The 24439-nt window shown below is 51.3% G+C and carries 21 protein-coding genes; 7 read left to right on the forward strand and 14 right to left on the reverse strand.

The window, feature by feature from the left end; genetic code table 11:
• Positions 1 to 19 precede the first annotated feature (19 nt).
• Positions 20 to 1645 (forward strand): CotH kinase family protein, encoded by a 1626-nt coding sequence (locus tag ABEW34_RS09370; protein WP_430157433.1) that lies wholly within the window; start codon positions 20 to 22, stop codon positions 1643 to 1645.
• 166 nt (positions 1646 to 1811) lie between these two features.
• Here ABEW34_RS09370 and ABEW34_RS09375 read toward each other — a convergent pair whose 3' ends face one another.
• The 3 genes from ABEW34_RS09375 to ABEW34_RS09385 form a co-directional block, all read right to left on the reverse strand.
• Positions 1812 to 2246 carry a BclA C-terminal domain-containing protein gene (locus ABEW34_RS09375; RefSeq protein WP_430157436.1) on the reverse strand — a complete coding sequence of 145 codons (435 nt, stop codon included), beginning with the start codon at positions 2244 to 2246 and terminating at the stop codon, positions 1812 to 1814.
• 128 nt (positions 2247 to 2374) lie between these two features.
• Entirely contained in the window at positions 2375 to 2659 is a 285-nt protein-coding gene (locus ABEW34_RS09380; RefSeq protein WP_430157438.1) for a DUF4183 domain-containing protein, read from the reverse strand.
• Between the two features lie 87 nt (positions 2660 to 2746).
• On the reverse strand, positions 2747 to 3622 hold the full coding sequence (locus ABEW34_RS09385; RefSeq protein ID WP_430157441.1) for a DUF4183 domain-containing protein: 876 nt from the start codon (positions 3620 to 3622) through the stop codon (positions 2747 to 2749).
• A gap of 505 nt (positions 3623 to 4127) precedes the next feature.
• Here ABEW34_RS09385 and ABEW34_RS09390 point away from each other — a divergent pair.
• From ABEW34_RS09390 to ABEW34_RS09415, 6 genes are all read left to right on the forward strand, one after another.
• Positions 4128 to 5573 (forward strand): PTS mannitol transporter subunit IICB, encoded by a 1446-nt coding sequence (locus tag ABEW34_RS09390; RefSeq protein ID WP_430157444.1) that lies wholly within the window; start codon positions 4128 to 4130, stop codon positions 5571 to 5573.
• A 211-nt stretch (positions 5574 to 5784) separates the two neighbouring features.
• Positions 5785 to 7836: a BglG family transcription antiterminator gene (locus ABEW34_RS09395; protein ID WP_430158539.1), complete on the forward strand. Its 2052-nt coding sequence runs from the start codon at positions 5785 to 5787 to the stop codon at positions 7834 to 7836.
• Positions 7833 to 8270 carry a PTS sugar transporter subunit IIA gene (locus ABEW34_RS09400; RefSeq protein WP_430157446.1) on the forward strand — a complete coding sequence of 146 codons (438 nt, stop codon included), beginning with the start codon at positions 7833 to 7835 and terminating at the stop codon, positions 8268 to 8270. The genes ABEW34_RS09395 and ABEW34_RS09400 overlap by 4 nt, the downstream gene beginning before the upstream one ends.
• Positions 8267 to 9418 carry a mannitol-1-phosphate 5-dehydrogenase gene (locus ABEW34_RS09405; RefSeq protein WP_430157449.1) on the forward strand — a complete coding sequence of 384 codons (1152 nt, stop codon included), beginning with the start codon at positions 8267 to 8269 and terminating at the stop codon, positions 9416 to 9418. The genes ABEW34_RS09400 and ABEW34_RS09405 overlap by 4 nt, the downstream gene beginning before the upstream one ends.
• Positions 9419 to 9496: 78 nt before the next feature.
• Positions 9497 to 11212, forward strand: a complete 1716-nt coding sequence (gene ptsP, locus ABEW34_RS09410) for a phosphoenolpyruvate--protein phosphotransferase (RefSeq protein ID WP_430157451.1) — start codon at positions 9497 to 9499, stop codon at positions 11210 to 11212.
• Positions 11213 to 11247: 35 nt separating this feature from the next.
• Positions 11248 to 11508 (forward strand): HPr family phosphocarrier protein, encoded by a 261-nt coding sequence (locus ABEW34_RS09415; RefSeq protein WP_430157454.1) that lies wholly within the window; start codon positions 11248 to 11250, stop codon positions 11506 to 11508.
• Between the two features lie 120 nt (positions 11509 to 11628).
• On the opposite strand, the gene ABEW34_RS09420 is transcribed toward ABEW34_RS09415, so the two are convergent.
• The 11 genes from ABEW34_RS09420 to ABEW34_RS09470 all read right to left on the reverse strand — a co-directional run bounded on the left by ABEW34_RS09420 (position 11629) and on the right by ABEW34_RS09470 (position 24410).
• Positions 11629 to 13059 carry a sensor histidine kinase gene (locus ABEW34_RS09420; protein WP_430157457.1) on the reverse strand — a complete coding sequence of 477 codons (1431 nt, stop codon included), beginning with the start codon at positions 13057 to 13059 and terminating at the stop codon, positions 11629 to 11631.
• On the reverse strand, positions 13052 to 13735 hold the full coding sequence (locus tag ABEW34_RS09425; protein ID WP_430157460.1) for a response regulator transcription factor: 684 nt from the start codon (positions 13733 to 13735) through the stop codon (positions 13052 to 13054). Before ABEW34_RS09425 ends, ABEW34_RS09420 begins: the two co-directional genes overlap by 8 nt.
• A gap of 293 nt (positions 13736 to 14028) precedes the next feature.
• Complete coding sequence (gene eutC / locus ABEW34_RS09430) at positions 14029 to 14742, reverse strand: ethanolamine ammonia-lyase subunit EutC (protein WP_430157463.1); 714 nt, start codon at positions 14740 to 14742, stop codon at positions 14029 to 14031.
• A 16-nt stretch (positions 14743 to 14758) separates the two neighbouring features.
• Positions 14759 to 16123 carry an ethanolamine ammonia-lyase subunit EutB gene (locus ABEW34_RS09435; RefSeq protein ID WP_430157465.1) on the reverse strand — a complete coding sequence of 455 codons (1365 nt, stop codon included), beginning with the start codon at positions 16121 to 16123 and terminating at the stop codon, positions 14759 to 14761.
• The gene (locus ABEW34_RS09440) at positions 16120 to 17619 is read right to left on the reverse strand and encodes an ethanolamine ammonia-lyase reactivating factor EutA (RefSeq protein ID WP_430157467.1); all 1500 of its coding nucleotides are present in this window, start codon (positions 17617 to 17619) and stop codon (positions 16120 to 16122) included. The genes ABEW34_RS09435 and ABEW34_RS09440 overlap by 4 nt, the downstream gene beginning before the upstream one ends.
• On the reverse strand, positions 17616 to 19031 hold the full coding sequence (locus ABEW34_RS09445) for an NAD-dependent malic enzyme (RefSeq protein WP_430157469.1): 1416 nt from the start codon (positions 19029 to 19031) through the stop codon (positions 17616 to 17618). Before ABEW34_RS09445 ends, ABEW34_RS09440 begins: the two co-directional genes overlap by 4 nt.
• Positions 19032 to 19063: 32 nt before the next feature.
• The gene (locus ABEW34_RS09450; RefSeq protein ID WP_430157472.1) at positions 19064 to 19843 is read right to left on the reverse strand and encodes an SDR family NAD(P)-dependent oxidoreductase; all 780 of its coding nucleotides are present in this window, start codon (positions 19841 to 19843) and stop codon (positions 19064 to 19066) included.
• A gap of 50 nt (positions 19844 to 19893) precedes the next feature.
• Positions 19894 to 20883 (reverse strand): ABC transporter permease, encoded by a 990-nt coding sequence (locus tag ABEW34_RS09455; protein WP_430157474.1) that lies wholly within the window; start codon positions 20881 to 20883, stop codon positions 19894 to 19896.
• 17 nt (positions 20884 to 20900) lie between these two features.
• Positions 20901 to 22439: a sugar ABC transporter ATP-binding protein gene (locus ABEW34_RS09460; protein ID WP_430157476.1), complete on the reverse strand. Its 1539-nt coding sequence runs from the start codon at positions 22437 to 22439 to the stop codon at positions 20901 to 20903.
• Positions 22440 to 22457: 18 nt separating this feature from the next.
• Positions 22458 to 23498: a sugar ABC transporter substrate-binding protein gene (locus ABEW34_RS09465; protein ID WP_430157479.1), complete on the reverse strand. Its 1041-nt coding sequence runs from the start codon at positions 23496 to 23498 to the stop codon at positions 22458 to 22460.
• Positions 23499 to 23525: 27 nt separating this feature from the next.
• Positions 23526 to 24410 carry a nitrilase-related carbon-nitrogen hydrolase gene (locus ABEW34_RS09470; protein ID WP_430157483.1) on the reverse strand — a complete coding sequence of 295 codons (885 nt, stop codon included), beginning with the start codon at positions 24408 to 24410 and terminating at the stop codon, positions 23526 to 23528.
• Positions 24411 to 24439: the final 29 nt, after the last annotated feature.

Genomic DNA, 24439 nt, shown 5'->3' on the forward strand with positions numbered 1-24439 from the left:
TAATAAGGAGGTTTCCGGCATGAAGGCAAAAGCTTCAACCTTGCTTCTAAGCCTGTGCTCCCTCCTGCTGCTTCTCACCATTACAGCCTGTACCAATGGTACAGGCTCTACTACAACGACAACGGAAGCAAGTGTTGTTTCTGATGGGGAGCAGACGCTGGATGAGACGGTATTTCCCAAGGACAAGGTTATTGACGTAAAAATTACCGTGGACAAAGATGATTTTCAAAATATGCTGGACAATGCCAGCTCCGAGGAATTTAAGGAAGCGACCGTCGATTACAACGGCCAAGTTTTCAATAATGTCGGCTTACGCACGAAGGGCAATCTCAGCTTGATCAGCGTCGTCAATAATAAAGATTCGGACCGCTACAGCTTAAAGCTCTCATTCGACGAATATGTTAATCAGACGATTGAAGGCATTAGCAAAATCAATCTGAACAACAATTACAGCGACGCCTCCTATATGCGTGAGTTCCTTACCTATGAGCTTGCTGAAGCCATGGGCTTGCCAACCCCTAAATATTCCTATGTGAATGTGTATGTAAATGGCGAGCTTTGGGGCTTTTACTTAGCCGTTGAGCAAATTGGCGAGGAATATTTGGAGCGCAACTTTGGCAACAGCTACGGTGCGCTTTACAAGGCAAACGGCGGAACTGGCAGCGAGCTGAACTGGCTGGAGACGATGAAATCGTATACGGGGCTTGATCTCAAATCGGCTTCGTCCAATGACGATATTTTATTGAAAATGCTCGATGAATTAAATAACGGAACGGACTATGACAGCGTTTTGGATGTACAGGAAGTGCTGAAGTTTATCGCCTTGAACACGGTGGCGGGCAATATGGACAGCTATTTGTCGATGACAAAGCATAACTACTATTTATATGAGGATGATGGTCTGTTCTCGATTTTGCCATGGGATTACAATATGTCCTTCGGCGGCTTTGGAGGCGCAGGCGTACTCATTGATGAACCGACGTCAGGCAAACTGGCGGAACGGCCTCTCGTCGCCAAATTGCTGGCAGTAGATGAATACAAGGAGCAGTACCACGCGATTATAAAAGAAATGGTTGAAGGATATTTGGCAGACGATACCCTTGCTGCCCGAGTTAAAGAAATTACCGGGCTGATCTCTCCTTATGTAAAAGCAGACCCTTCTTCCTTCTATTCGTATGAAGAGTATGAGCAGGGCATTACGACGCTGCTTTCCTTTGCAAGCACGCAGGTAGCAAGCGTCACGCAGCAGCTCGACGGCACAATCCCATCCTCTGGGGATGGCTCCGGCAGCGGCTCTGAAGGTGGCGACATGGGCGGTATGATGCCACCGAATGGCGTGGGCGGCCAAGGCGGCATGGCGCTACCGAATGGCACGGGCCAACAAGGCGGTATGATGCCACCGAATGGCGTGGGCGGCCAAGGCAGCATGGCGCTACCGAATGGCATGGGCCAACAAGGCGGTATGATGCCACCGAATGGTATGGACTTCGGCGGCATGATGCCACCGAATGGCATGGGCTTCGGCTTCGGTCAAAACGCCCAGCCGCAGGGCAGCACTTCGGAAGCTATTACTGCAGGCATCGCCTTAATTATTTTAATCTTGTCGAGTGTGTTCGTTATTTTCTACAACCGCAGAAGACTGTAAACAACCATGTGAAACGGAGCGTGAAAAATCGCAGAATAAGCGATTTTTCACGCTCTTTTCTTTTGTTAAGGCTGCGCTCAAATTTTTATTAGACTACCTTCCCTTGCATCGACTGCCCGTTCTAAAATGCAAACAGATGTTCACATTTCATCAATATTATTAGAAGCTAACTTAATTTTTTGATGACAACAGAAGCGTTTACGTTTGGTTGTTTGCCCCCCGCCAAAGTCTTAAGACCAACCGCAGCAGCTGAACTATGATTTCGGAGAGTAAGAACATCACCGGCCGTTAGAGCAATTATAGCCTGCCCATTGTTTTGATGAGTGTCGGCACCTGAACCATATACAGTTCCCGTAACCAGCGTACCATTTAAAAACAGGGCGAATTGGTTGGGTTCTACACACGTCACAGAAAAAGCAACCTCGTATTGGCCCAGATTGCTAACTGCAATTTGTGCGGTTCCAGGGTCATGTTTGATTCCCGGTGAAAGAATACCATTTGAATCAAAAATAACATCCGTTTCTACAGGAACAGTTTGAGCACCTACATTATAAATAACACCGGAAATTATTGGGGGAATGATAGGGTATATAATCGCCATTCATTTTCACTTCCTTTATTTAGTTTTCAAGTACATATGTACGAAAACAATATCCCCAAAAGTATATAAAAAGACAATGCCGACAATTCAAAACAATATAATTGTCGGCATCTCATCAATAAAGATGATTAGTTTACAACAAATTCGATTACAACTGGTGTCGCAGGATCGAGTGCATCACCACCAGGTATGGTGATCGCAGTGGTAGTAACGGTTGAAGTATCTGCTGTTTGAATCAGCGCATTAATATATAGATTATAATACGCGGGGGCAGATGGAAAGGCAGTGGCAGCGGCTCCGGCATCATTGGTGGTGGCTGTTGCAAGAATATTATATGTTGCGCCTGTACCTGTTCCGTCTCCAATTGTAGCCGTAAACCTTCGAGCAGCCATAAAGGGTTTTGTAATTGCCATTTATATCACCTCCCTTCTTCAATCTCTATTAGTAAATGATAGTGATAGATAAAAGGGAAGGGCGGATCATCTGATTAAACGCACATTTTATAAGGTTACTTGAGCAAAAAATTGAATGATTTCGATAATAATAGGCGTACCTGAATAAAGAGTTTGATTGTTTAGATTAATGTTCAAGGCATTTTCATTTAAGCTATATATACTGCCTTCTTGTAATATCCCATTGATGTAAAGATTACTATAGCTATTTTGACCAATGCCTGTAAATGCGGTTATTAATGCTCCCTCATCGTTTGTAAATTCATTAGCCGGAATGGTTACAAAGGACTGTATATCTGAGGTCACAATATAAAAATATCTTTGGGCACTTGGCAAAATAATGACGTCAGGAAGAATGACAGGTCCCGGTGGTCCTTGCGGGCCTGGAGGTCCTTGCGTCCCTTGCGGGCCTGGAGGTCCTTGCGCCCCTTGCGGGCCTGGAGGTCCTTGCGTCCCTTGCGGGCCTGGAGGTCCTTGCGTCCCTTGCGGGCCTGGAGGTCCTTGCATCCCTTGCGAGCCCGGAGATCCTTGCGTCCCTTGCGAGCCTGGAGATCCTTGCGTCCCTTGCGAGCCCGGAGGTCCTTGCGTCCCTTGCGAACCCAGAGATCCTTGCGTCCCTTGCGAGCCTGGAGGTCCTTGTATATCTCGCGGAGCTGCTACAATATTTTCCGGCTGTGTACAAGCAACACGATTAATTTTTTTCCTGGATAAAATAAACTTTTTACGTTCTTTTTTTCTTCTTAGAGGGCAAACAATAATTGTTTTCTTTTTAAAATCTTTTTTTCGACCAGTATTAGAGTGCTTAACTTTCCGTTTATCTGTTATACGTATGTTCTTTTTTTTGACGATACATTTCTTATTACGTGCATGTTTTCTTGTCACTGAAGTCATTCCATTTTTATGATGGATATTGACACTCCACAAACTAAACACCTCCCTATACAACAATTGTATACTATGAGATTTCTCTACCGAAGGTATAGACTTTTAACTAATAACGATATAGACGTTAATCTAATTTACTGAAAATAGGTGTCAGACTATTTCTCTTTATTTTCCTCGTCCCCAACTTTATTTAAAGTGAATACCATTTCAGATTACTCTGAAAAATAGACGTACTTTTTTCCCTTTCCAATGTTCAAATATTCGCCTTTTCAAAAGATAAATGTTCATTTATTGGCGAATCATTCGAATATCCCCCTCCATTTCTGTCAAAATAAATACTGTCAACAGTGCTCATGACGCTTTCTTCTTTTCCTTTCATTGCGGCTGTAAACGCTATACATTAACATGATTATAATCACGTTTGTTAGCAGTCACATGACAAACGGTGAAAACATGTTGCGCGCGATGATCGCTTCGTTCATTCATATACCCGCGCCTATCGAAGCTGTTATTGCTTCGCAATTCATTGAGGAGGAGTCATGTCATGAGTAGTCAAGAAGTACAACAATCGTCATCCGGCGGTGTAAAGGTAGGGGTGCAGAAATTCGGCAGATTCTTAAGCGGGATGGTTATGCCAAATATCGGTGCATTTATTGCCTGGGGGATTATTACAACCCTGTTCATTCCGACCGGCTGGTTTCCAAATGAAGATTTGGCAACGCTTGTTGGCCCAACCATTACTTATTTGCTTCCGCTCCTGATCGGTTATACAGGTGGTAAAATGGTTCACGGCACCCGCGGCGGCGTCATCGGGGCCATGGTCACGATGGGCGTTATTCTCGGATCGGATATTACGATGTTCCTTGGAGCTATGATCGTAGGTCCGCTGGCGGCATGGATATTGAAAAAATTCGACCAAGCGCTGGAAGGTAAAATTCCATCCGGCTTCGAAATGCTTATCAATAACTTTTCTTCCGGCATCATCGGCGCTGCTCTCTCGATTGGGGCATACAAAGGCGTTGGCCCGCTCGTTACCGCATTCAGCAAGCTGATTTCTTCCGGCGTTGAATTTCTCATCAACCACGGGCTCTTGCCACTGGCTAACATATTAATTGAGCCGGGTAAAATTTTATTCCTGAACAATGCGATCAACCACGGGATTTTAAGTCCCATCGGGCTTGAGCAATCACTTGCTACTGGAAAATCCATTATGTTCATGCTGGAGTCAAACCCAGGCCCCGGTCTTGGCATTTTGCTCGCGTACTGGCTGTTTGGCAAAGGCGCAGCGAAAGGCTCTGCTCCAGGCGCTATCATCATTCAGTTTTTCGGCGGTATTCACGAAATTTATTTCCCATACGTTCTCATGAATCCGCGCCTCATTCTTGCGGTTATCGGCGGCGGCATGGCTGGTACGTTTACCTTCTCCCTGCTGGGCGCAGGCCTTACAGCCGCTCCTTCACCAGGAAGTATTCTCGCTTATTTTGCGCTCGTGCCTAAAGACGGCTACTTTGCTATGATTAGCGGTGTTGTTATCGCGGCGGCGGTATCATTCGTAATCGGTGCGCTTCTGCTGAAAACAAGCAAAAACGCTCAAGGCGATATCGAGGAGGCCACGACAAAAATGCATGACATGAAAGCCTCGTCCAAAGGCGCTGAAACAGCCGGCACTCAAGCTGACACAGCTTCCGCAGCTGCTAGCACCGTGAAATCGAAGGAAGATGTGAGCAAAATTATTTTTGCCTGCGATGCTGGGATGGGCTCTAGTGCAATGGGCGCTTCCATTATGAAAAAGAAAGTCAAAGCAGCTGGTCTTCCTATACAGGTGACCAACACGGCGATTAACGATCTCCCTTCTGATGCGGATATCGTCATTACCCATAAATCGCTGACTGAACGGGCGCGCCTTAAAGTTCCTGGAGCTGAGCACATCTCCATTGAAGATTTCTTGAAGAGCCCTGAGTATGATGCTTTGATCAAAAGATTAAGCTAAGCTTAAACGAATGAAGCTGCCCTTTGTCGGCAAAGCTGCCGTTTCGAGGGTAAAATATAAGTCCATTTATAAGTGTGAGGTTTATAAATTCTTATATTTTAAATGAAGCAAGTCTAGACTTTGCACTTAACGCTGACATTAAATGTCGGCGTTAAGTCCATTTCCCGGATAAGGATGATCTCCTATCAAAGTATCGACGAGACAGCGACGTATTGTAGAGCTGCTGCTGGAGCAGCGGGATGAAATAACAGCGGCCGATATTGCCGCTGAGGTCGGGGCAAGCACCCGGACGATTCACCGCGAGCTCAGTGACATTGAGCTTGTACTAGCTGCCAATCATATCAAACTGCATAAGCGTTCTGGAATCGGGATCAAACTCGAAGCGGACAGCGAGAGGCTGGAACGTTTTAAACAAGCGCTGGAGCATGCGGATCTATTTGAGTATTCAGCCGAGGAGCGCAAGGCGCTTATATTGTGCAAGCTGCTTAAGCATAACGAACCCATCAAGCAATTTTCGCTATCCCATCAGCTGCGCGTTACGATGCCAACGATTAGCCACGATCTTGACGATCTGGAGCAAATGATTCAGAGCCACGGGCTGACTCTCGTGCGCAGGCGCGGCTATGGCGTAGAAATAAGCGGACCAGAGTCAGCAAAAAGGCTGTTTATTGCCTGGCTCGCGCAAACCCATCTGGATGAATCCGACCTGTTTGGCCAAGCTCAGGAAGCCATCGCCTTGCATCCTTTATCGAAAGAGCTGCTCGCGATGGTTGGCAGGAAGCATTTTTTCTCCTTGGAGCAGGCGTTTTGGAAGCTGGAGGATGGCTGGCAGCTGCAATTGTCAGAAAAAGAGCATTTAAATCTGCTCATTCGGCTTGCGGTCACGCTGACGCGAATTCAGGAAGGCCATTTGATTCCGCCGCATATTAACGGCGCTCCTCCCTCCTACTCCGTTAGAGGGGAAAGCAAGGCCGAGGAGCTGCTGCGCATGCTCGCACTGGAGCTTCCTGCTGAAGAAGTCCGCTATATCGCCAAGCTGCTTAAAGCTACCGATTCGGCTGAAGAAGATGGGCTGCTGCTCGCCCAGGGGGATTGGACGCTTAATGCAAGCGTAACGAAGCTGATCGCTTTTATGGAGGAGCAGCTCGGCGAGCCTTTCACCGAGGATCGTTCCTTAAGAGAAGGGCTCTATCAGCATATGCTGCCTGCGTTTCGCAGAATTGAGGAAGGCAGCGTGATTCGCAATCCGCTGCTTGCGCAAATTAAGAAAGATTATGAATTGCTGTTTACCCTTATTCGCAAAGGCATTAATGCTATTATAAGCACGATCGAAGTGCCTGATGAGGAAATTGGCTACATGGTCATGCATTTTGGCGCTTCCATGGAACGGCTGAGGCAGTTTCCGCGAAAAGTTAGAGCGGTGCTCGTATGCACCAGCGGTATCGGTTCTTCAAAGCTGCTGGCCGTTCGAATTAGCAAGGAGCTGCCGCAAATCGAGCTGATTGGCAACCGTTCTTGGTACGAAGCGGCTCGCATGCCCGAGCAGCAATACGATCTCATTATTTCAACCGTTGATTTGCCGATAGCTGCCGAGCGTTATATTAAGCTGAGTCCCCTGCTGCTGGAAGCGGAAGTCGAACGACTGCGATCCTTTATTCAAAATATTACGCTCAAGCATGCTCCGTCGCCAACAACGCCGGAAACGAGCAGCCACTCGCCGCTGGAGCGGTTGATGCTGTTGAAAATGTATGCTTCCGATGCGGTTATGCTGCTGGACACCTTTCAGGTTTATACAATGCCGGAGCGGACCGACCTGCCGCGCTGCGATTTAGCGGGCGTCACCGAGGAGCTCATTAAGAGCATTCAGCATTTGCATGCAGTGACCGACGAGCAGAAGGTCGTTCAACTGCTGCTAACACGGGAACAGCATGGCAGTCAGGTCATTCCCGACTCGGAGCTGGCGTTGTTCCATACTCGCTCGGATGCCATTGCCTTTCCTGTGCTCAGCCTATTTCGGTTTAATGAGCCGCTGCCCTTTGAAGACAGCAGCTCTGTCCCAGTAAAGCAAATTTTATTGATGCTTGGCCCTGCCGAGCTTCGCCGCACCGCTTTGGAGATTTTGAGTGAAGTTAGCGCGCTGCTGCTGATGTCGGAGCTGACAGAGCTGCTCAAGCACGGCAGCGCCGCGGAGATTCAAGCTTTTATATCCTTTCACCTAGAGAAAGAAATTAAATTCAAACTGGATTGGAGAAATGAGCCATGACTATTTTATCCACAGACAAAGTGAAATTGAACGTGCAAGTTAGCGACAAATATGAAGCGATCCGCCTTGCGGGACAGCTGCTCGTTGAAGCAGGCCATGTTCCGGCCTCCTACGTTGACAAAATGCTTGAGCGCGAAGAACTGCTCTCGACTTATATTGGCGGCGGACTGGCGATGCCCCACGGCACCAATGATTCCAAAAGCCTCATCCACTCGACGGGCATGTCGATACTAATCGTGCCGGGCGGAGTAGATTTTGGCGGAGACGAGCCAGCTAGACTCGTCATTGGGCTCGCTGCGGTCGGCGATGACCATCTGAACATTTTAACGAGCGTGGCGATGCTTGTATCTGAGGAAGACGATATGGAGCGGATTTTGAACGCCAGCTCTGAGGGCGAGCTCATCGCGATTTTTGAGCAAGGTATGGAAGAATGAGGGCCGTCCATTTTGGCGCAGGCAACATAGGGCGAGGCTTCATTGGCCTCCTGCTCTCGCAAGCAGGCTGCAGCGTCACGTTCGTCGATGTGAATGCCTCACTTGTCGCGCTGCTGCAGGAAAAACAGCAATACACCGTTAAGCTTGCAAGCGAGCAAGCTGAGTCGTTCACCGTCTCGGGCGTCAATGCGATTAACGGCAATGATACGGCGCTCGTTGCTGCTGCCATTGCCGAGGCTGACCTCGTCACAACAGCCGTCGGCGTATCAGTCCTGAAGCATATTGCCGGAGCCATTGCTGAAGGTATCACGCTTCGACTGGCGAAGAGCCAAGCAGCTGCTGCTTCTCCCTTGCCTGTTATCGCCTGTGAAAATGCGATTGGCGGCAGCACGCAGCTGAGGGAGCTTGTTTATTCCCATCTGGCTGCTGACGTCAAAGCACAGGCAGAGCAAGCGATTGCTTTTCCAGACGCCGCCGTTGACCGCATCGTTCCGCAACAGCTGCATGACGATCCGCTGCAGGTGACAGTTGAGCCTTTTTATGAGTGGACGGTTGACCGCTCTGCGCTGCCGCAAGGAACGCCGGAAATTCCCGGCATCCATTATGTCGATCAGCTCCAGCCCTATATCGAACGCAAGCTGTTCACCGTTAATACCGGGCATTGTGTTGCCGCTTATCATGGCTATTTGCAAGGGTACGCCACTATTCAGGAAGCGATGCAGGACGCCGCTGTCCGCAGGGAAGTCGAGGGGGCGCTCAAAGAAACGGGCGCGATGCTTGTTCGCACATACAGCTTCTCGGAAAGCGAGCATCAAGCGTATATTGAGCAAATTTTAGAGCGTTTTATTAATCCTTATTTGACGGATGAAGTGGTGCGTGTCGGACGTTCGCCGATTCGCAAGCTGTCGCCGGATGACCGTCTCGTACGGCCCGCCCTGCTCGCCTTTGAGCTCGGACTGCCAACTGCCCATTTGACAAAAGCGATGGCCGCAGCGCTGCGCTTCACCTATACAGAAGATTCCGAGGCTGCGGAAATTCAGGCAGCTCTTACAAGCTCCACACTCAGCGACGTTATTGCACGTTATACGTCATTGCCAGCGGAACACCCGCTGCACGCACAAATTGTGGCAGCCTATAGCAAGCTGTAATCATTTTTGAAACGAATGGCTCTTGGTTCAATTCAAGTAGCCAAGGAACCATTGAGTCAAGGAAAGGAATGAGGTTGCATGACAGCAGTTTGGAAAGGTACGGGTGCTTCGCCAGGGCTTGCGGCAGCTCCCGCCTACTTTATTCATCAAGACCGCTACACGCCAAAAAAGCTTGAAGCTGTAAACAGGACTGGGGAAATTCAACGTTTTCGCAGCGCAGTAGCCCAAGCGCAGGAAGAGATTGAAGCGATTCGGGTTTCCACAGAGCAAAAGCTTGGCGCGGATAAAGCCGAAATTTTTGAAGGCCATCTGATGATACTGGAAGACCCTGATTTCATTGATGCTGCCGAGGAAAAAATGAGCGACGAAGGCATTAACGCTGAATATGCCCTTCATGAAGTATCGACTTCCTTCATTGAACTATTGCAAGCGATGGAGGATGAACTGCTTCAAGGCCGCGCCGTCGATATTAAAGATGTGGCGGGCCGCATTATGAGCCATTTGCGCGGAGTGCCCCATCTCGATCTTGCGAATATGACCGAGGAATGTATTATTATTGCCGAGGATTTGACGCCTTCGGATACGGCACAGCTCAATTTGGACGTCGTGCGCGGTTTCATTACCGAAATCGGCAGCCGCACATCCCATTCAGCAATTATGGCGCGGACACTGGAAATTCCGGCAATCGTGGGCGTCGGTTCCTCTCTTCGCTCATTGCCGGTGGATGCTTTTATCCTAATGGATGCCGAAGCAGGCTCCATCCTTATCAACCCGTCCGCTGACGAGCTTGCTGCCTTCCAACAGCAAAAGCAGCAATATGACCAGCATAAAGCTGAGCTGACCAAGCTCAAGGATCAGCCAACCTTTTCCCGAGACGGCAAGCAGGTAGAGCTTGCGGCCAACATCGGCAAGCTGGAGGATGTTCAGCGCGCGCTCGATAATGGCGCTGAAGGCATCGGCTTGTTCCGCACCGAATTTCTTTATATGGGACGCAGCTCGCTGCCAACCGAAGAGGAGCAATATACCAGCTACAAATACGTACTGGAAAAAATGAACGGCAAGCCCGTCGTCATCCGCACGCTCGACATTGGCGGCGACAAAGAGCTGCCTTACATGGATTTGCCGAAGGAAAGCAATCCATTCCTTGGGCAGCGCGCGCTTCGGCTCTGCCTCGACCGCCAGGATATTTTCCGCACGCAGCTGCGCGCTCTGCTTCGTGCCAGCAGTCACGGCAATCTTAAAATTATGTTCCCAATGATTGCAGTCATTGAAGAACTGCTTGAAGCGAAAAAACTGCTCGCCGAAGAACAGGCAAAGCTTGCGGCCGAAGGCGTTGCTGTCGCAGAACACATTGAAGTCGGCATGATGGTTGAAATTCCGTCCGCTGCTGTTTCCGCTGATCTGTTCGCGCCAGAGGTTGATTTTTTCAGCATCGGGACGAACGATTTGATTCAATATACGATGGCGGCAGACCGGATGAATGAGACGGTATCTTATTTGTATCAGCCATGGCATCCTTCGATTTTGCGCCTCATCAGCATGGTGATCAAAGCCGCGAAGCAAGAGGGTAAATGGGTGGGCATGTGCGGGGAAATGGCTGGCGATACAACGGCGATTCCGCTGCTGCTTGGTCTTGGCCTGGATGAATTCAGCATGAGCGCTGGCGCGATTTTGCAGGCTAGACAGCTCGTTGGCGAGCTTGATCAGGCCGAATGGGCTGCCTATGCGGATCAGGCGCTTCGCATTCGCAGCTACGAGCAAGTGACCGCCTTCGTCGAGCAAAAACGGAAATAAGGAATAAAATACATCCGAAATGGAGTGATCTCCTCATGATCAGTCAAACCTTTACGATTCTTAACCCAACAGGTTTTCACGTTCGCCCGGCTAAAACGTTCGTTCAAGCCGCAAGCGCCTTTCCCTGCAAAATTTCTGTCCTGAACAAGGGCAAAAAAGTAAATGGCAAAAGCTCGCTCAGCATGCTGACGCTCGGCATTGCCGTGAACGAGGAAGTGACGCTGGAAATCGACGGCGAGCAGGAAGCCGAAGCAATGAAGGTGCTTGGCGAATTGCTGACACAAATTCACGAATAAGCGGAAATAGCGCCACAGCCGTCACAGCATTTATGGAAAAAGAGAGGGAAGCCGTTTGCTTAAGCATCAACTTAAGCAAACGGCTTCCTCTTCTTTTTTATTCAAGCAAGCTCTTCCTACTCATTTGTAGGCAACTGGAATCATCACATAGAAGGTGCTGCCTTTGCCAACCTCAGGCCATACGCCAATTTTGCCATCATGGGCTTCCACAATTTGCTTGGCAATCGCAAGTCCCAGCCCATGGCCGGACGTTCGCCGCGTTCGCACCTTGTCCGTCCGATAGAAACGGTCAAATATGCGGGCAGCGTCTGCCGCTTTAATACCCGGTCCTTTATCCTGCACCGTCAGCCTAAACAAGCCCCTCCGCTCCGAGGGTGACGCGCTTAGCTGGATGATAATACGCTCTCCCTCAGGTGAAAACTTAATCGCATTATCGAGTAAAATGTACAGCACCTGCTTCATGCGCTCCGCGTCGCCACGCATCATCGTCCTATTTGGCGCTTCAAGCTCCAGACGTATGCTTCTGGCAGCGGCCAGCGTCTCCATCGATCGAACGGTCTTTTCGGCAATGGGGCGAAAATCAAACATTTTATGCTCCAGCTCAAGCTCACTCGCATCCGATCGGGCCAGCAGCAGCAAATCACCAACGAGCCGCGTCATCCGCTTCACTTCATCCTTCATCGTTGCAAGCGTCTTAGAAACAAAATCATTATCGTCTCCCGCGCCCTTCCCAGATCGCGCTGCACCTGAAGTATTGTCACGCACCGTATGAACGGGGGGTTCCAGCTCAAGCGCATTGATCGACATCATCAGCACGCTCAGCGGCGTACGGAGCTCATGCGACGCATCCGCTGTAAAGGTGCGCTGCCGCTCATACGATTCGGCAATGGGCAGCATAGCCCGGTGCGACATATACCGCCCAATTAGAAAAGCGACAATCGTAAACGAAGCCGCGACGCCTATGAGAATGCAGAGCAGCCATTGAAACAGCGAATGCTGCTGGGAAATATTTTTCGCCACATAAAAAATGCTGGAGCTGCCCTGACCAGTCAGAACAGGCTTGCCCGCAATCATTAATGAAAGCTTGCCAGCTGGCGGCCTGTCCTCAGGCATGCCGTCCGCAGAAGCGGCATCTGTCGTTATCGTCTCGTAGCTGACCTCATTATTGCCGGGCTTCCAGTTCTTCACCAGCTCCAGCAGCTCTGGCCTCAAAACAGGAAATACTTCTTTCCCCGCAATAAGTGCGCCATCTGCACCAATCAAATAATAAAAAAACTGGTCATTGCCAAAGCCGAGCAAGTTGCGGTCATTCAAGTCAATTTCTTCCGCTTGCCGATTGTCTTTCATCTGCTTCTCAATAACGTTCGTCGACTGATCGAGAAACGACAGCAGCTCCTTCTTCTGCTCATTGTAAATGACAAGCGACAGCAGCCAATACACAACGACGACGAACACGGCGAGAAACAGCGACAGCAAGCCGACATAGAGCAGCGTCAGCCGCGCCTGCGTCTGCGCGAACACATCTTTATTTTTGAATAACCGATTAATCATCAAATTTATACCCGACGCCGCGAATGCTCAGGATTTTGTCGGCGTTGCCAAACGGCTCCAGCTTTTTGCGCAGCAGCTTGATCGTCGCATCTACCGTCTTCATCGCAACATCCGTTTCAAAGCCCCATATCCGCTCCAAAATCAATTCGCGCGGCAAAACGCTCCCCTTGTTGCGCAGCAGCAGATCGAGCAGTTGGAACTCACGCGGGCTAAGCGCCGCCTCCTGCTCTCCCTGCTTCATTGCTTGTGTGCTGCGGTTGAGTGTCATATCGCTAATGTGGACGACTTCCTCTACCAGCGGTGCAAAATTCCGGCGTCCCAGCGCTCTCAATCGAGCAAGCAGCTCGAACAGCTCAAACGGCTTGACCAAATAATCATCGGCCCCTGAATCGAGGCCCTCTATTCGATCGTGCAGCGAATCGCGAGCCGTCAGCATGAGAATGGCTCCACCGTAGCCCTGCTCCCGCAGTTTGCTGCATACCTCTACACCTGTCATGCCCGGCATCATCCAGTCGAGTAAGACAACTTCATAATGAGCAGCGAGACAATAATCATACGCATCCTCGCCATCCTGTACCCAGTCCACCTGATGATAGCCGGATTTATCAAGCATCTGCACAACTAGTCCCCCTAGCCGCTCATCATCCTCAGCTAACAAAATATGGCCTTGGAGCATACTATCCCTCCTCGTATCGCCTTGCCAGTATGTTGTGCTTTTTCCAGTGTTTTCACACCGTTCCAGTTCATACGTCTTCTACGTTTGACAGGGTTAGCCATCAGTTTACACTTTGAAAATGTACAAGCTATGAACGCGGCCGATGTAAAAAATGGAAGCAGCTGTCCAAACAACGCTCAAATCAAAAAAGCCGGAACGCTCTGTACGCGGCCTCCGTTTCACAGAAGCCTGCGCCAGAAAGTTCCGGCTTTCAGCATACGATTTTTGAACCTGCTCCACATTCTAATTTAAGCTCAGACGATAAATCCGATCCCGCTCATGCGCTGCTCCAGCATTTTGCGCAAAACAGAGCCAATATGAGCCCCCGCTTCCACGGGGGGCGTACCTCTTGCATGAATATTGGAAATAACCGTTCGCTCCGAATCCTTCTTTCCCGGATAGGGGCGATAGCACATATAAGCGCTCATTGAAGTAGCTGCCGCAAGGCCAGGGCGTTCTCCAATGAGAAGGACAAGCGACTCAGGCTCCAAAATCCGCCCGATATCGTCCATACAGCCAACCCGCGCCCCTCTAACATAGAAGGGTGTTCCCGCCGTTAACCCGTTTGCTTCCAATGAATCCATTAAAGCAGGCAAAATATCGGGCAGATTAGCATCGACCGCCTTGGCGCTCAGCCCATCCGCCACGACGACCTGCACTTGGGGACGCATCAAGCAGCGCTCCACTATTGCCGCACTCCCCTCCGCGGACAGCAGCCTGCCTTTATCAGGACGCTTCAAATATAATTCTTTGTCATGAAACTGAGTATCAACAGAAAACAATTCGAATTCCGCAAGCAATGCCGGAGATACTTCTCCGTATACCGCATCCACCGCATGGGCATGATCCAGCCTCAGCTTCAGCACTTCCTGCGTAAGCGCGCGGGTACCTGTGCGTCCAACTCCAATTCGAGCGGGCGAGTGGGCCGCGAGGCTTTCAAAGATTTCGGCCTGTCTTTGTCGATCCATTAGATGGCCTCCTCTCTCAATAGACGAACCGGACGGCATCTCCCGCCTCAGCGGTGAGCCTGCCGCCCCGCATGACGCCGACGCTTTCCAGCCATGCTTCAAACGCAGGAGCCGGCTTCATCCGCAGCGTCTCACGCACGGTGGCAATATCATGATAGCTTAACGACTGGTAATTAAGCATGCAGTCATCCGCTAACGGAACGCCAATAACGAAGCTGACTCCAGCAGATGCGAGCAAAATGCTCAAGTTATCCATATCATTCTGATCAGCCTGCATATGGTTCGTATAGCATATGTCGCAGCCCATTGGCAGCCCGTGAAGCTTCGCCATAAAATGATCCTCAAGCCCCGCGCGGATGACCTGCTTGCTGTCATACAAATATTCAGGACCGATAAAGCCGACAACCGTGTTGACGATAAACGGGTTAAACCGTTTTGCAAGGCCGTAGCATCTGGCTTCCAGCGTAACCTGATCGATGCCGAAATGCGATTCCGAAGACAGCTCGGAGCCTTGCCCCGTCTCAAAATACCAGCGGTTCGGCCCCTCCGCTGTACCCCGTGCGCGAATTAAAGCATCCGCTTCCTCAAGCAGCGCCAGATCAATGCCGAAGCCGCGATTGCCCTCCTCGGTTCCAGCGAGGCTCTGGAAAAGCATATCTGCAGGAGCCCCTTCCTCCACTGCACGCATTTGCGTCGTGATATGGGCAAGCACGCAGTTTTGGGTTGGAATCGCCCAGCGGTCTATGACCTCCTTCGTCGCATAGAGCAGCGACTTCATATTTTCAACCGCATCCGTCGCCGGGTTGATGCCAATGACCGCATCACCGATGCCGTAGCTGAGCGCCTCGAACAGCGAAGCCTTCATGCCGCCAACATGGTCGGACGGGTGATTCGGCTGGGCGCGGGAAGCAAGCGTCCCCTTATAGCCGATTGTTGTCCGGCAGGTTGTCAATATTTCCATCCGCGAAGCCGCCTGAATTAAATCCAGATTGGACATCAGCTTGCATACCGCCGCTATCATTTCACTCGTCAAGCCCGAGCCGACCCGCAGCAGCTCGCTGCCTGTCGTATCAGAGCGAAGCAAATACTCCCGCAGCTCGCCGACCGAATAGTTGGCGAACGCCTGATAGACGTCCTCGGCAAGATCCTCCTCGATCAGCCGCGAAACCTCGTCCTTATCGGGGCATAGCAGCGGATTTTCCCGAATATCTGCGAGGCGCAGCTCCGAGAGCACATATTTGGCGGCAACCCGCTCCGCCACATCGGCAGCAGCAATGCCTGCCAGCCGGTCTCCCGATTTCTCTTCGTTTGCTTTGGCCAACACCTCTTTCAAATGATGGAAGGAGTAAGTCCGGCCTTTGAGTCTAACGGATAACTTCATGCTTGTTCCTCCCCGCTCTCCCGCCGGTGAAACACCAGCGTTTTCATGATTACCGGAACCATGTCCTCCTTTATTGGAAGGCCAACGTCAACATAATCGCCGTCAGCGGCGTTTATCTGATCGACGCATACGAGCCGCTGCTTGCCTCGCAGCCGCTTCGCAAGCGCATGTCCAAGCGCCTTGGCCATATCATTTTGGCAAATGACCAGCAGTACTGAGGACTCAGGAGCAGTAGCCGTATATTCGGCGTATAACGCTGCTGCCAGCTTTTGCAGGCGAATATACGAGCAAACTCCGCCGCCTTGCAGAGCTAAAGCAAAGGGCGGATCGGACATTCCGCTGCCATACAAGCCAGCTGCCAGCTGCACACTGGCCCGCACCACTTGCTCCAGCTCGTCATCGGCTGGCGGCAAGCGGCAGATGCCAACCGGAATGTTGCGCAGCGGCAGCGCCTCCAAATCATAATACAGCGTCGCTCCGCTCACCTCCGTCATATGCGTTCCTGCGCCAATAACCGTCGCACGGGCCGACTCTTCCGCTTGCCTGACTGGAACCCCATGCCGACTTGCTAATTGCGCCAGCTGCGCTCCTAGCTCCGGCCCGATATCGCCATATTTGGCTATTTCCTCCATTGTAAGGGAATCTGACATATCCATCAATGCGCCCACTCCGCCGGAAATAAAAATTTCGCCTGGCATCGGGAGTTCACCGGCAGGCGGCGCGACAAGCAGCACATCCGTTTCCCATCCACAGCGAACCGCATGTCCGCCTGATATGATGCACGAATACAAATGATCTGCCATTCGCTTGCACAATAGACGCAAAGCTGCGAGCGGAAGCAGACTGCCTATCGCGGGCAGCTCGCTTTCATAGCCCTGTTGCTTTGCCCAGAGCTGCCAATGGGCTGATACATATACGACTTTCCCCTCAGGTGTTAAACGAATAAGACGGCCGCCAATATGCAGCGTCACCGTCCCTATCATAGCGCCATCGCGGAAATAGGCCGCATTTGCTGTCCCGCCGCCGACATCCACGTTGACGATTACGCCAGGCTGCCGCGCTGAGCGGGCAGCCGCTCCAGAACCCCGCCCGGCGAGCAAGGATTCCAGATCAGCACCTGCTGTTGCGACGACAAATTGTCCAGCATGCCCGGCCATCGCATGTACAATTTTCTCAGAATTGTCCTTCGTCGCCGTCTCGCCCGTGATGATAACGGCTCCGGTCTGCACATCCTGCGGCTTAATGCCGGCCTGTTGATATTCTCGCTCCAATAGACCCGATAAAGCTTGCAGATCAATTTCGGATTCGCCTAGCAGCGGAGTTGAAAATACCGGGCTTATATAAGCCAGCCTTCGCTCAGTGATTTCATAGCGCGGCAGTGAAAAGCCTCCGGAGGTCTCCACAACCTTAAGCTTCGAAACAATCCACTTGGTTGTGCTTGTACCCAGATCAATGCCTACACTCGTCAGCCATTTCTCCAGCGCTATGCTGCTCATGCCATTTTCCAGCCAATTTCCGGCGGTATTCGGCGGGCGCATCCCGTGGATATAGCAGCTTCAATAACGGAAAGCCGCACTTTAGCAACGACCTGCTCATTAAAGATGCTCGGAATAATATATTGCTCATTGAGCTCCTCGTCCGAAACGACGGCAGCAATGGCCCGCGCCGCTGCCAGCTTCATTGCCTCATTAATTTGGCGCGCGCGGCAGTCCAGCGCCCCCCGGAAAATGCCGGGAAACACAAGCACATTGTTAATCTGGTTCGGCAGGTCGCTGCGACCCGTTGCAAAAATGCGAACATGGGGCAATGCATCTTCCGGCTCGATTTCCGGCGCGGGATTCGCCATTGCAAACACAATGCTGTCCTTTGCCATCGTCTGAATATCCTGGCTATTCAGCAGGCCGCCCCGCGATACGCCGATGAACACATCCGCTCCAGCTAGCAGTTCCTTCAAGCTTCCGGGAGTTCGTTCAACCTGAGGCTGCATCGCCAGCCACTGCCACATCGGATTGTCATAGGCACCGCCGAAGACGATAGCGCCGTCCCGATCAATCGGGACGAGATGGCTCACTCCTGCGGCAAGCAGCATTTTACAAATCGATACGCCTGCCGCTCCAATGCCATTTACCACAATTCGCACATCCGCAAGCTGCTTCCCCGTTACCTTGAGCGCATTCAGCAGGCCAGCCATCGCAACGATTGCCGTACCGTGCTGGTCGTCGTGAAATACTGGAATATCCAGCTCCTCCACTAGCCTGCGCTCAATTTCAAAGCAGCGGGGCGAAGAAATATCTTCAAGATTTATGCCGCCAAAAATCGGGCTGACCGCTTTAATTGTGCGGATCAGCTCCTCCGTGTCCTGCGTATCCAGGCAAAGCGGGAACGCATCTACATCCGCAAGCTGCTTGAACAGCATCGCTTTGCCTTCCATAACGGGAGCAGCAGCATAAGGTCCAATGTCGCCAAGCCCCAGCACCGCCGTTCCGTCGGTAATAACCGCAATCGTATTGCGCTTGATTGTCAGCGAATACGCCTTATCCGGGTTTTCATGAATGGCCTTCGACACTTTAGCCACTCCGGGCGTATACACCTTGGAAAGATCATCCCGATTTTTGACCATTAGCTTCGGGCTCGTGGCAATTTTCCCGCCCAAATGGGCGAGAAATACCGGGTCAGATACATGGATTAGCTTCGTCCCTTGCAGCTCATCCAGCCGCCTTAGCAATGGGCTCTCATCCGAATCATTAATATGGACTGTAATGTCGCGTACCGACATGTCCTTGCCAGAGCGAATGACATCAATTGATGTCATATCGCCGCCAGCATGGCTGACCTGAGAGGCAATCTCGCCGAACTGAACCAGCCGATGATCCATCTCCAACCTTATAATCAAACTGCTAATCGTCATGTATGCTTCCTCCGCCATTTTGGCATCCGGTTCTATTTTTGCTTCCATACATCTGGAGGACCGGCAGATACGCCGCCATCCAGTACAAACTCCGCTCCTGTCGCATATGAAGATTCATCGGAGGCAAGATACAGGGCCAGCCGTGCTACGTCGAGCGTACTGCCTACTTTGCCAAGGGGAACAAGCGCCCCTTGATCCTCCACCTTCTTGCTTGCAAGCTCTGCCGCATAATCGATCATTTGCGTATGAATATAGCCCGGATGAATGGAGTTGACCCGAATATTCGCCGAAGCAAACTCAAGCGCCGCATCCTTCGACATAATGCGGACAGCCCCTTTGGTCGCGCCATACAGCGTGAGCCCTGAGGCCCCAAACAGGCCCGCATTGGATGATGCATTAATAATCGAGCCGCCTTTGCCACCGGCCAGCATCAGGGGAATAATATGCTTCATTCCAAGAAAAACTCCTGTTACATTAACGGACATCAGGCGCTCCCAATCCGCAAGCGTCGTCTCCAGCAGCGGCTTAATCATAAACAGCCCCGCGTTGTTGAATAAAATATCCGCTTTGCCGTAAATGTTCGCCGTCTGAGCAGCAACCTCCTCCCAGTCCGTCTCGCTGCGTACATCATGCTTAATGAATAAAGCTTGTCCGCCCAGCTCTATGATTTCCTTGACAGTCTTCAGACCGCTATCCTCGTCAATATCCGTTACAACGGCGCTGGCCCCCTCGCCTGCAAACAGCAAGCTGGTCGCTCTACCAATTCCCGTTCCACCGCCAGTGATGACGGCCGTTTTTCCTTTTAGGCGCATTCAAACGTCTCCCTTCCGGACTATACGATCCAAACGATGGATATGCCTGCTCAAGTCTGCGTCTTCGTGCGGGCGTAATAATCGAACATAACCGCGCCGATAATAATGCAGCCTTTGAATACAGACTGCCAGTACGGGCTTAGCGACAAACTGTCAAAGACGTTGGACAGCACCGCCAATATACAGCCTCCCACAATCGTTCTCCAGATCGCTCCTTCGCCCCCGCTTAGCGAGGTTCCGCCAATGACGACTGCCGCAATTACGTCCAGTGCAATCGTCTCGCCGATATTCGCCTGACCTTGGCCGAGCCGTGAAGCAATGAGAATGCCAGATACAGCTGCGCACAATCCGCTTAAGCCGTAAGTGCTGGAAATAAGCCAGTTCACGCGAAGGCCGGACAAGCGGCTCGCTTCCTTATTGCCACCAAGCGCATACAGCGAACGGCCATAGGTTGTAAAAGCAAGCACGATCGCACCAACGACGTAAACGAGGAATAGCAGAAACACCGCGATGGGAATCGCGCCAAGCTCGCCGGAGCCCATCCATTGAAACGATTCTTTTTGTACAAAGAAAGGCTGGGCATTGGAATAAATAAGGGCAATTCCCGTAAACACAGAGCCTGTCCCCAGCGTAGCTACAAATGGTGGAACCCTGAGCCTCGTCACGAGCACACCATTAATGAGTCCTGCAGCCAAGCCGACAACGAGCGTAATGGCAAAAGCAACCGGAAGCAGCATGCTGTCCGCATAGCTCGCAATTAAAGTGGCGCACAGCGCATAAATGCCGCCCACCGACATATCGAGTCCGCCTGTAATCATTACAAAGGTCATCCCAATGCTCATAATGCCGACAATCGCGAGCTGGCTAAAAATATTGACTAAGTTCGCCGGGCGCAAAAAACCCGGATACAGGATGGCAGACAAACCAACCACAACGATAAAAGCAACGACCACTCCGTAGCGCAGCATGAGGCTATTCATATTTTTGAACAATCCCTGTCGCTCCATATTCCTATTAAGCTGATTTTCCAGCGTGCTCATACGATAACCCCCTTTTTCTAAAATGTAGCTTGCAAAATATGATCGACGCTAATTTCCGAGCGCTGGCTCAGCTCCTTCACCAGCCGTCCTTTGGACAGCACCAGCACGCGGTTGCTTACAGCAATGACCTCCTCCAGCTCCGAGGAAATAATGACAATCGCCATGCCTTCGTTTGCAAGCTGGCGTAATATTTTCAGCACCTCGACCTTAACGCCAATATCAATGCCACGAGTAGGCTCATCGACAATGAGCACCTTCGGGCGCAAATTGCATACTTTCGCCAGCAGCACCTTCTGCTGATTGCCTCCGGAGAGATTGCGGCAAAGCGTTTGAATCGGACGGGTAAGGCCAAATCTTTTGCTAAGTCCATCAGCGATATGGCCGGCCTTCGCCTTGCGGTAAAAGCCCAGCTTCTTGACCTGCCCAAAGTTCACCATGTTGATATTGTCCTCGCAGGACATTCCGAGCACCAGCCCCTGATGCTTGCGATCCTCTGGCGCCAAGGCAATGCCCAGGCTCATCGGATAGCCTGGCTCACGCGGCCATTTGACCTGCTTTCCTTCAATCCACAGAGTGCCGGTCGATTTGGGCTCAAGTCCGGCCAGCGCCCGCACGAGCGTCGTCCTCCCCGAGCCTACCAGCCCGCCGATACCGACGATTTCGCCGGCATGGAGCGTAATCGCAATATCCTCGATTGCGCCCGGCACACTCACCCCGGTTGCCCGAAGCAGCCCCGGGCCGGGAGGGGTATCCTCATGCTGGGTTTCCTGCGTCACTCTAACAATTTCCTCCGCCACCTCTGCACCTAGCATGGAAGACACCAGCTTGTCCTTCGTCCAATAGGCACGCGGCTGGCTCACAATCTTCTCCCCATTGCGCAATATCGTCACGCTATCGCTGAGCTCAAGCACTTCATCGAGATGGTGGCTCACATAAATGATCGTAATACCGCCCGCTTGCAGCGTCTTGATCGTTTTCAGCAGCGACTTGCGCTCAGGGGGAGCGAGCGAAGCCGTCGGTTCATCCAAGATCAGGATGCTTGCATTCAGCTGGAGGCCCCGCATAATTTCCAGCATTTGCTGATCGGCAATCGACATATTCCCCGCCCGCTGGAGCGGCGAAATATTCACACCCATTATTGCGCAAAGCTCCATATAGCGCTTTGTCATCCGCTTGCGGGAAATAAAGCCGTTGACCGACAAGAGCTGCCCTAGAAAAACATTTTCCAGCGCACTCAGATTGGGGGCAATCGTCAGCTCCTGATAAATCGTCGCAACACCGAGCTTGCGCGAGGATCTTGGGTCGCCGTAATGCAGCTCGCTGCCAAATATGCGGACGCTCCCCTCGCTCGGAGCTGTCCGGCCGGACAAAATGCCAAGCAGCGTCGATTTTCCCGCTCCATTTTGTCCAACCAGCGAATGAATTTCTCCGCGCTGAATGTCGATATTCACCCCGTTCAGGGCGCGAAAGCCTCCATAGGACTTAATAAGCTCCGATATTTCAATCGCCATTTCCTTCTTTACCGGCACCGCTTCAGCTACAGCTCCTCCACTCATTCGCAACCTCTCCTCCGCTTAATATTCTGGCAATCCTTTAGCTGTAAAATCAGCCATGTTGTCCTTATAGACAAACGGTGTGCCAGGGAGAATCGGATCTTTGGTCAGATCGATATATTTCTCTACTTCTTTACCGTTGAACGAATCGTAGAGCGCCTGGATCGCATGCTGAACCTCCTCGACCGGAAGCATGACAACCGTCGATTTGATTTTGCCGGAGCTTACCGAATCAAAAGCCCATTTGTCGCCTCCGAAATCATAGACCGCTACATCATCGCGTTTGGCCGCATCAATCGCTTTAACGACGCCGACGGTCATGCCCGAATAGTTGGAGAAAATAACGTCGAGGTTTTTATTGGCCTGCAAAATATTTTGCGCCACTTGGAACGCCTCGTTCGCCGTATAAGTCGTCGCATGCATGCCAATCAGCTTCCACTCCGGGTGATTTGGCAGCTCGCTGTCAAAGGCAGCCTTCATGCTCAAGTACGGACCGCCAGTTGCTGGGCCGCCAATGACGGCGATTGTGCCGCCTTCCGGCTTGTCGCTGAAAATTTTATTCACGATTTCTTTATAAACGTTGACTTCCTGACCGCCCACATAAGTCAGCGTTCCTTCCTGCCAATCCGGCGATCCGCACAGCGTAGCATTAATGATGGCTACCGCTACACCTTTGGCCGGCACATCCTTGGACAACACCTTGCAGAGCTGGTTGCCATCGACCGGTTCAACGACGAACCCTTTATATTTCCCGGTTGTCACCGCATTTTGAATTTGATTGAGCTGCGTCAACGGATCAAAGCGTCCGTCAAACGTATCGATTTCGAATCCAAGCTCCTTCGCTTTGGATTCTGCTGCTTCCAGCCCTTTTTGAAGATATGCATTTGAGGCTCCGGCGGAAAAATAAGCAATTTTCCCAGCTCCGCCCGCTGCGTCTGACGAGCCAGACGGCTCGGATGAAGCGATGCCTGGACTGGAGCTATTTCCGCTGCAAGCGGAGGCTGCAAAAACAAGGACAAGAAGGGCGATTCCTGCTATCATGTGCGCGGATAAGCGTTTCATATAAAATCCTCTCCCTTTTCTCATAAGTTAGTTGGAACGTTCCTGTGCATATGGAGCATGATTTGCGTACATTCCGCTTTTGCGAATGCGGTCATTGAAAGTCGTCGCCGCGCCAGTCTTGCGATTTTCATAAAGCAAATCCAGATTGACGGCTCCAGTTATAACGGTTTGTACGTTCGTTTCCGCTTCAACAGCTATGCCGTTGGCCGTCCACGGCGTGTCGCATGGCGTCAATATTGCGGAGCGGCCATAACCGCTGTCAATCGGCTTGCCGATCTCACAAATCGTCGGGCAATGCACGACATAAATCTGATTTTCAATGCTGCGGGACTGCGCGCAATGACGAACCCGCCAAAAACCGAACTCCGTGTACGTATAGGATGGACAAAATACAATATCCGCTCCCTGCCTGCTCAAAATATGGGAGACCTCGGGAATTTCAGCCTCATAGCAAATCGCAATGCCAATGCGGGCCGGACCAATGTCAAAGACGTTCAGCTCCTCGCCTTCCCTCGTCTTCCAATTGCCCTCTGCGGGAAAAATATGCGATTTCTTATGCTCCGCCATGTCGCCATTCGGCTGAAAGATCGTGCTTACATTAAAATAATCCTCGCCCCGCTTCTCCAAATGTGAACCGGCGACAATAATTTGCCCCCGCTGCGCTGCAAGGTCTGCGAACAGTTTCTTGAAAGGAACGGTGAATTGGTCCAGCCTCATCATCGCTGACGGTCCCGCTGTCTCCCAATCAGGGAATGAGGTCAGCAGGCCAACGGTGAACAGCTCAGGGAACAGCACATAATCCGAATCCAGCGGCACTTCCTCCATCAGCCCTCGAACCTGCCGCTCAAAGTCTTCAAAGCCGGATACACGCTCTGCGCGGAACTGTACAGCAGAAATACGAATGTTTGTCATAGTTGCCTCCTATTTAACCAGTGTAGGCT

The sequence above is a fragment of the Paenibacillus algorifonticola genome, from assembly GCF_050481745.1.
Lineage (GTDB): Bacteria > Bacillota > Bacilli > Paenibacillales > Paenibacillaceae > Pristimantibacillus > Pristimantibacillus algorifonticola_A.

What these genes read in the sequence shown, in the direction of transcription:
- ABEW34_RS09370 (WP_430157433.1), top strand. Translation starts at nt 20, where the DNA reads ATGAAGGCAAAAGCTTCAACCTTGCTTCTAAGCCTGTGCTCCCTCCTG.
- ABEW34_RS09375 (WP_430157436.1), bottom strand. Translation starts at nt 2,246, where the DNA reads ATGGCGATTATATACCCTATCATTCCCCCAATAATTTCCGGTGTTATT.
- ABEW34_RS09380 (WP_430157438.1), bottom strand. Translation starts at nt 2,659, where the DNA reads ATGGCAATTACAAAACCCTTTATGGCTGCTCGAAGGTTTACGGCTACA.
- ABEW34_RS09390 (WP_430157444.1), top strand. Translation starts at nt 4,128, where the DNA reads ATGAGTAGTCAAGAAGTACAACAATCGTCATCCGGCGGTGTAAAGGTA.
- ABEW34_RS09400 (WP_430157446.1), top strand. Translation starts at nt 7,833, where the DNA reads ATGACTATTTTATCCACAGACAAAGTGAAATTGAACGTGCAAGTTAGC.
- ABEW34_RS09405 (WP_430157449.1), top strand. Translation starts at nt 8,267, where the DNA reads ATGAGGGCCGTCCATTTTGGCGCAGGCAACATAGGGCGAGGCTTCATT.
- ptsP (WP_430157451.1), top strand. Translation starts at nt 9,497, where the DNA reads ATGACAGCAGTTTGGAAAGGTACGGGTGCTTCGCCAGGGCTTGCGGCA.
- ABEW34_RS09415 (WP_430157454.1), top strand. Translation starts at nt 11,248, where the DNA reads ATGATCAGTCAAACCTTTACGATTCTTAACCCAACAGGTTTTCACGTT.
- ABEW34_RS09420 (WP_430157457.1), bottom strand. Translation starts at nt 13,059, where the DNA reads ATGATTAATCGGTTATTCAAAAATAAAGATGTGTTCGCGCAGACGCAG.
- ABEW34_RS09425 (WP_430157460.1), bottom strand. Translation starts at nt 13,735, where the DNA reads ATGCTCCAAGGCCATATTTTGTTAGCTGAGGATGATGAGCGGCTAGGG.
- eutC (WP_430157463.1), bottom strand. Translation starts at nt 14,742, where the DNA reads ATGGATCGACAAAGACAGGCCGAAATCTTTGAAAGCCTCGCGGCCCAC.
- ABEW34_RS09435 (WP_430157465.1), bottom strand. Translation starts at nt 16,123, where the DNA reads ATGAAGTTATCCGTTAGACTCAAAGGCCGGACTTACTCCTTCCATCAT.
- ABEW34_RS09440 (WP_430157467.1), bottom strand. Translation starts at nt 17,619, where the DNA reads ATGAGCAGCATAGCGCTGGAGAAATGGCTGACGAGTGTAGGCATTGAT.
- ABEW34_RS09445 (WP_430157469.1), bottom strand. Translation starts at nt 19,031, where the DNA reads ATGACGATTAGCAGTTTGATTATAAGGTTGGAGATGGATCATCGGCTG.
- ABEW34_RS09450 (WP_430157472.1), bottom strand. Translation starts at nt 19,843, where the DNA reads ATGCGCCTAAAAGGAAAAACGGCCGTCATCACTGGCGGTGGAACGGGA.
- ABEW34_RS09455 (WP_430157474.1), bottom strand. Translation starts at nt 20,883, where the DNA reads ATGAGCACGCTGGAAAATCAGCTTAATAGGAATATGGAGCGACAGGGA.
- ABEW34_RS09460 (WP_430157476.1), bottom strand. Translation starts at nt 22,439, where the DNA reads ATGAGTGGAGGAGCTGTAGCTGAAGCGGTGCCGGTAAAGAAGGAAATG.
- ABEW34_RS09465 (WP_430157479.1), bottom strand. Translation starts at nt 23,498, where the DNA reads ATGAAACGCTTATCCGCGCACATGATAGCAGGAATCGCCCTTCTTGTC.
- ABEW34_RS09470 (WP_430157483.1), bottom strand. Translation starts at nt 24,410, where the DNA reads ATGACAAACATTCGTATTTCTGCTGTACAGTTCCGCGCAGAGCGTGTA.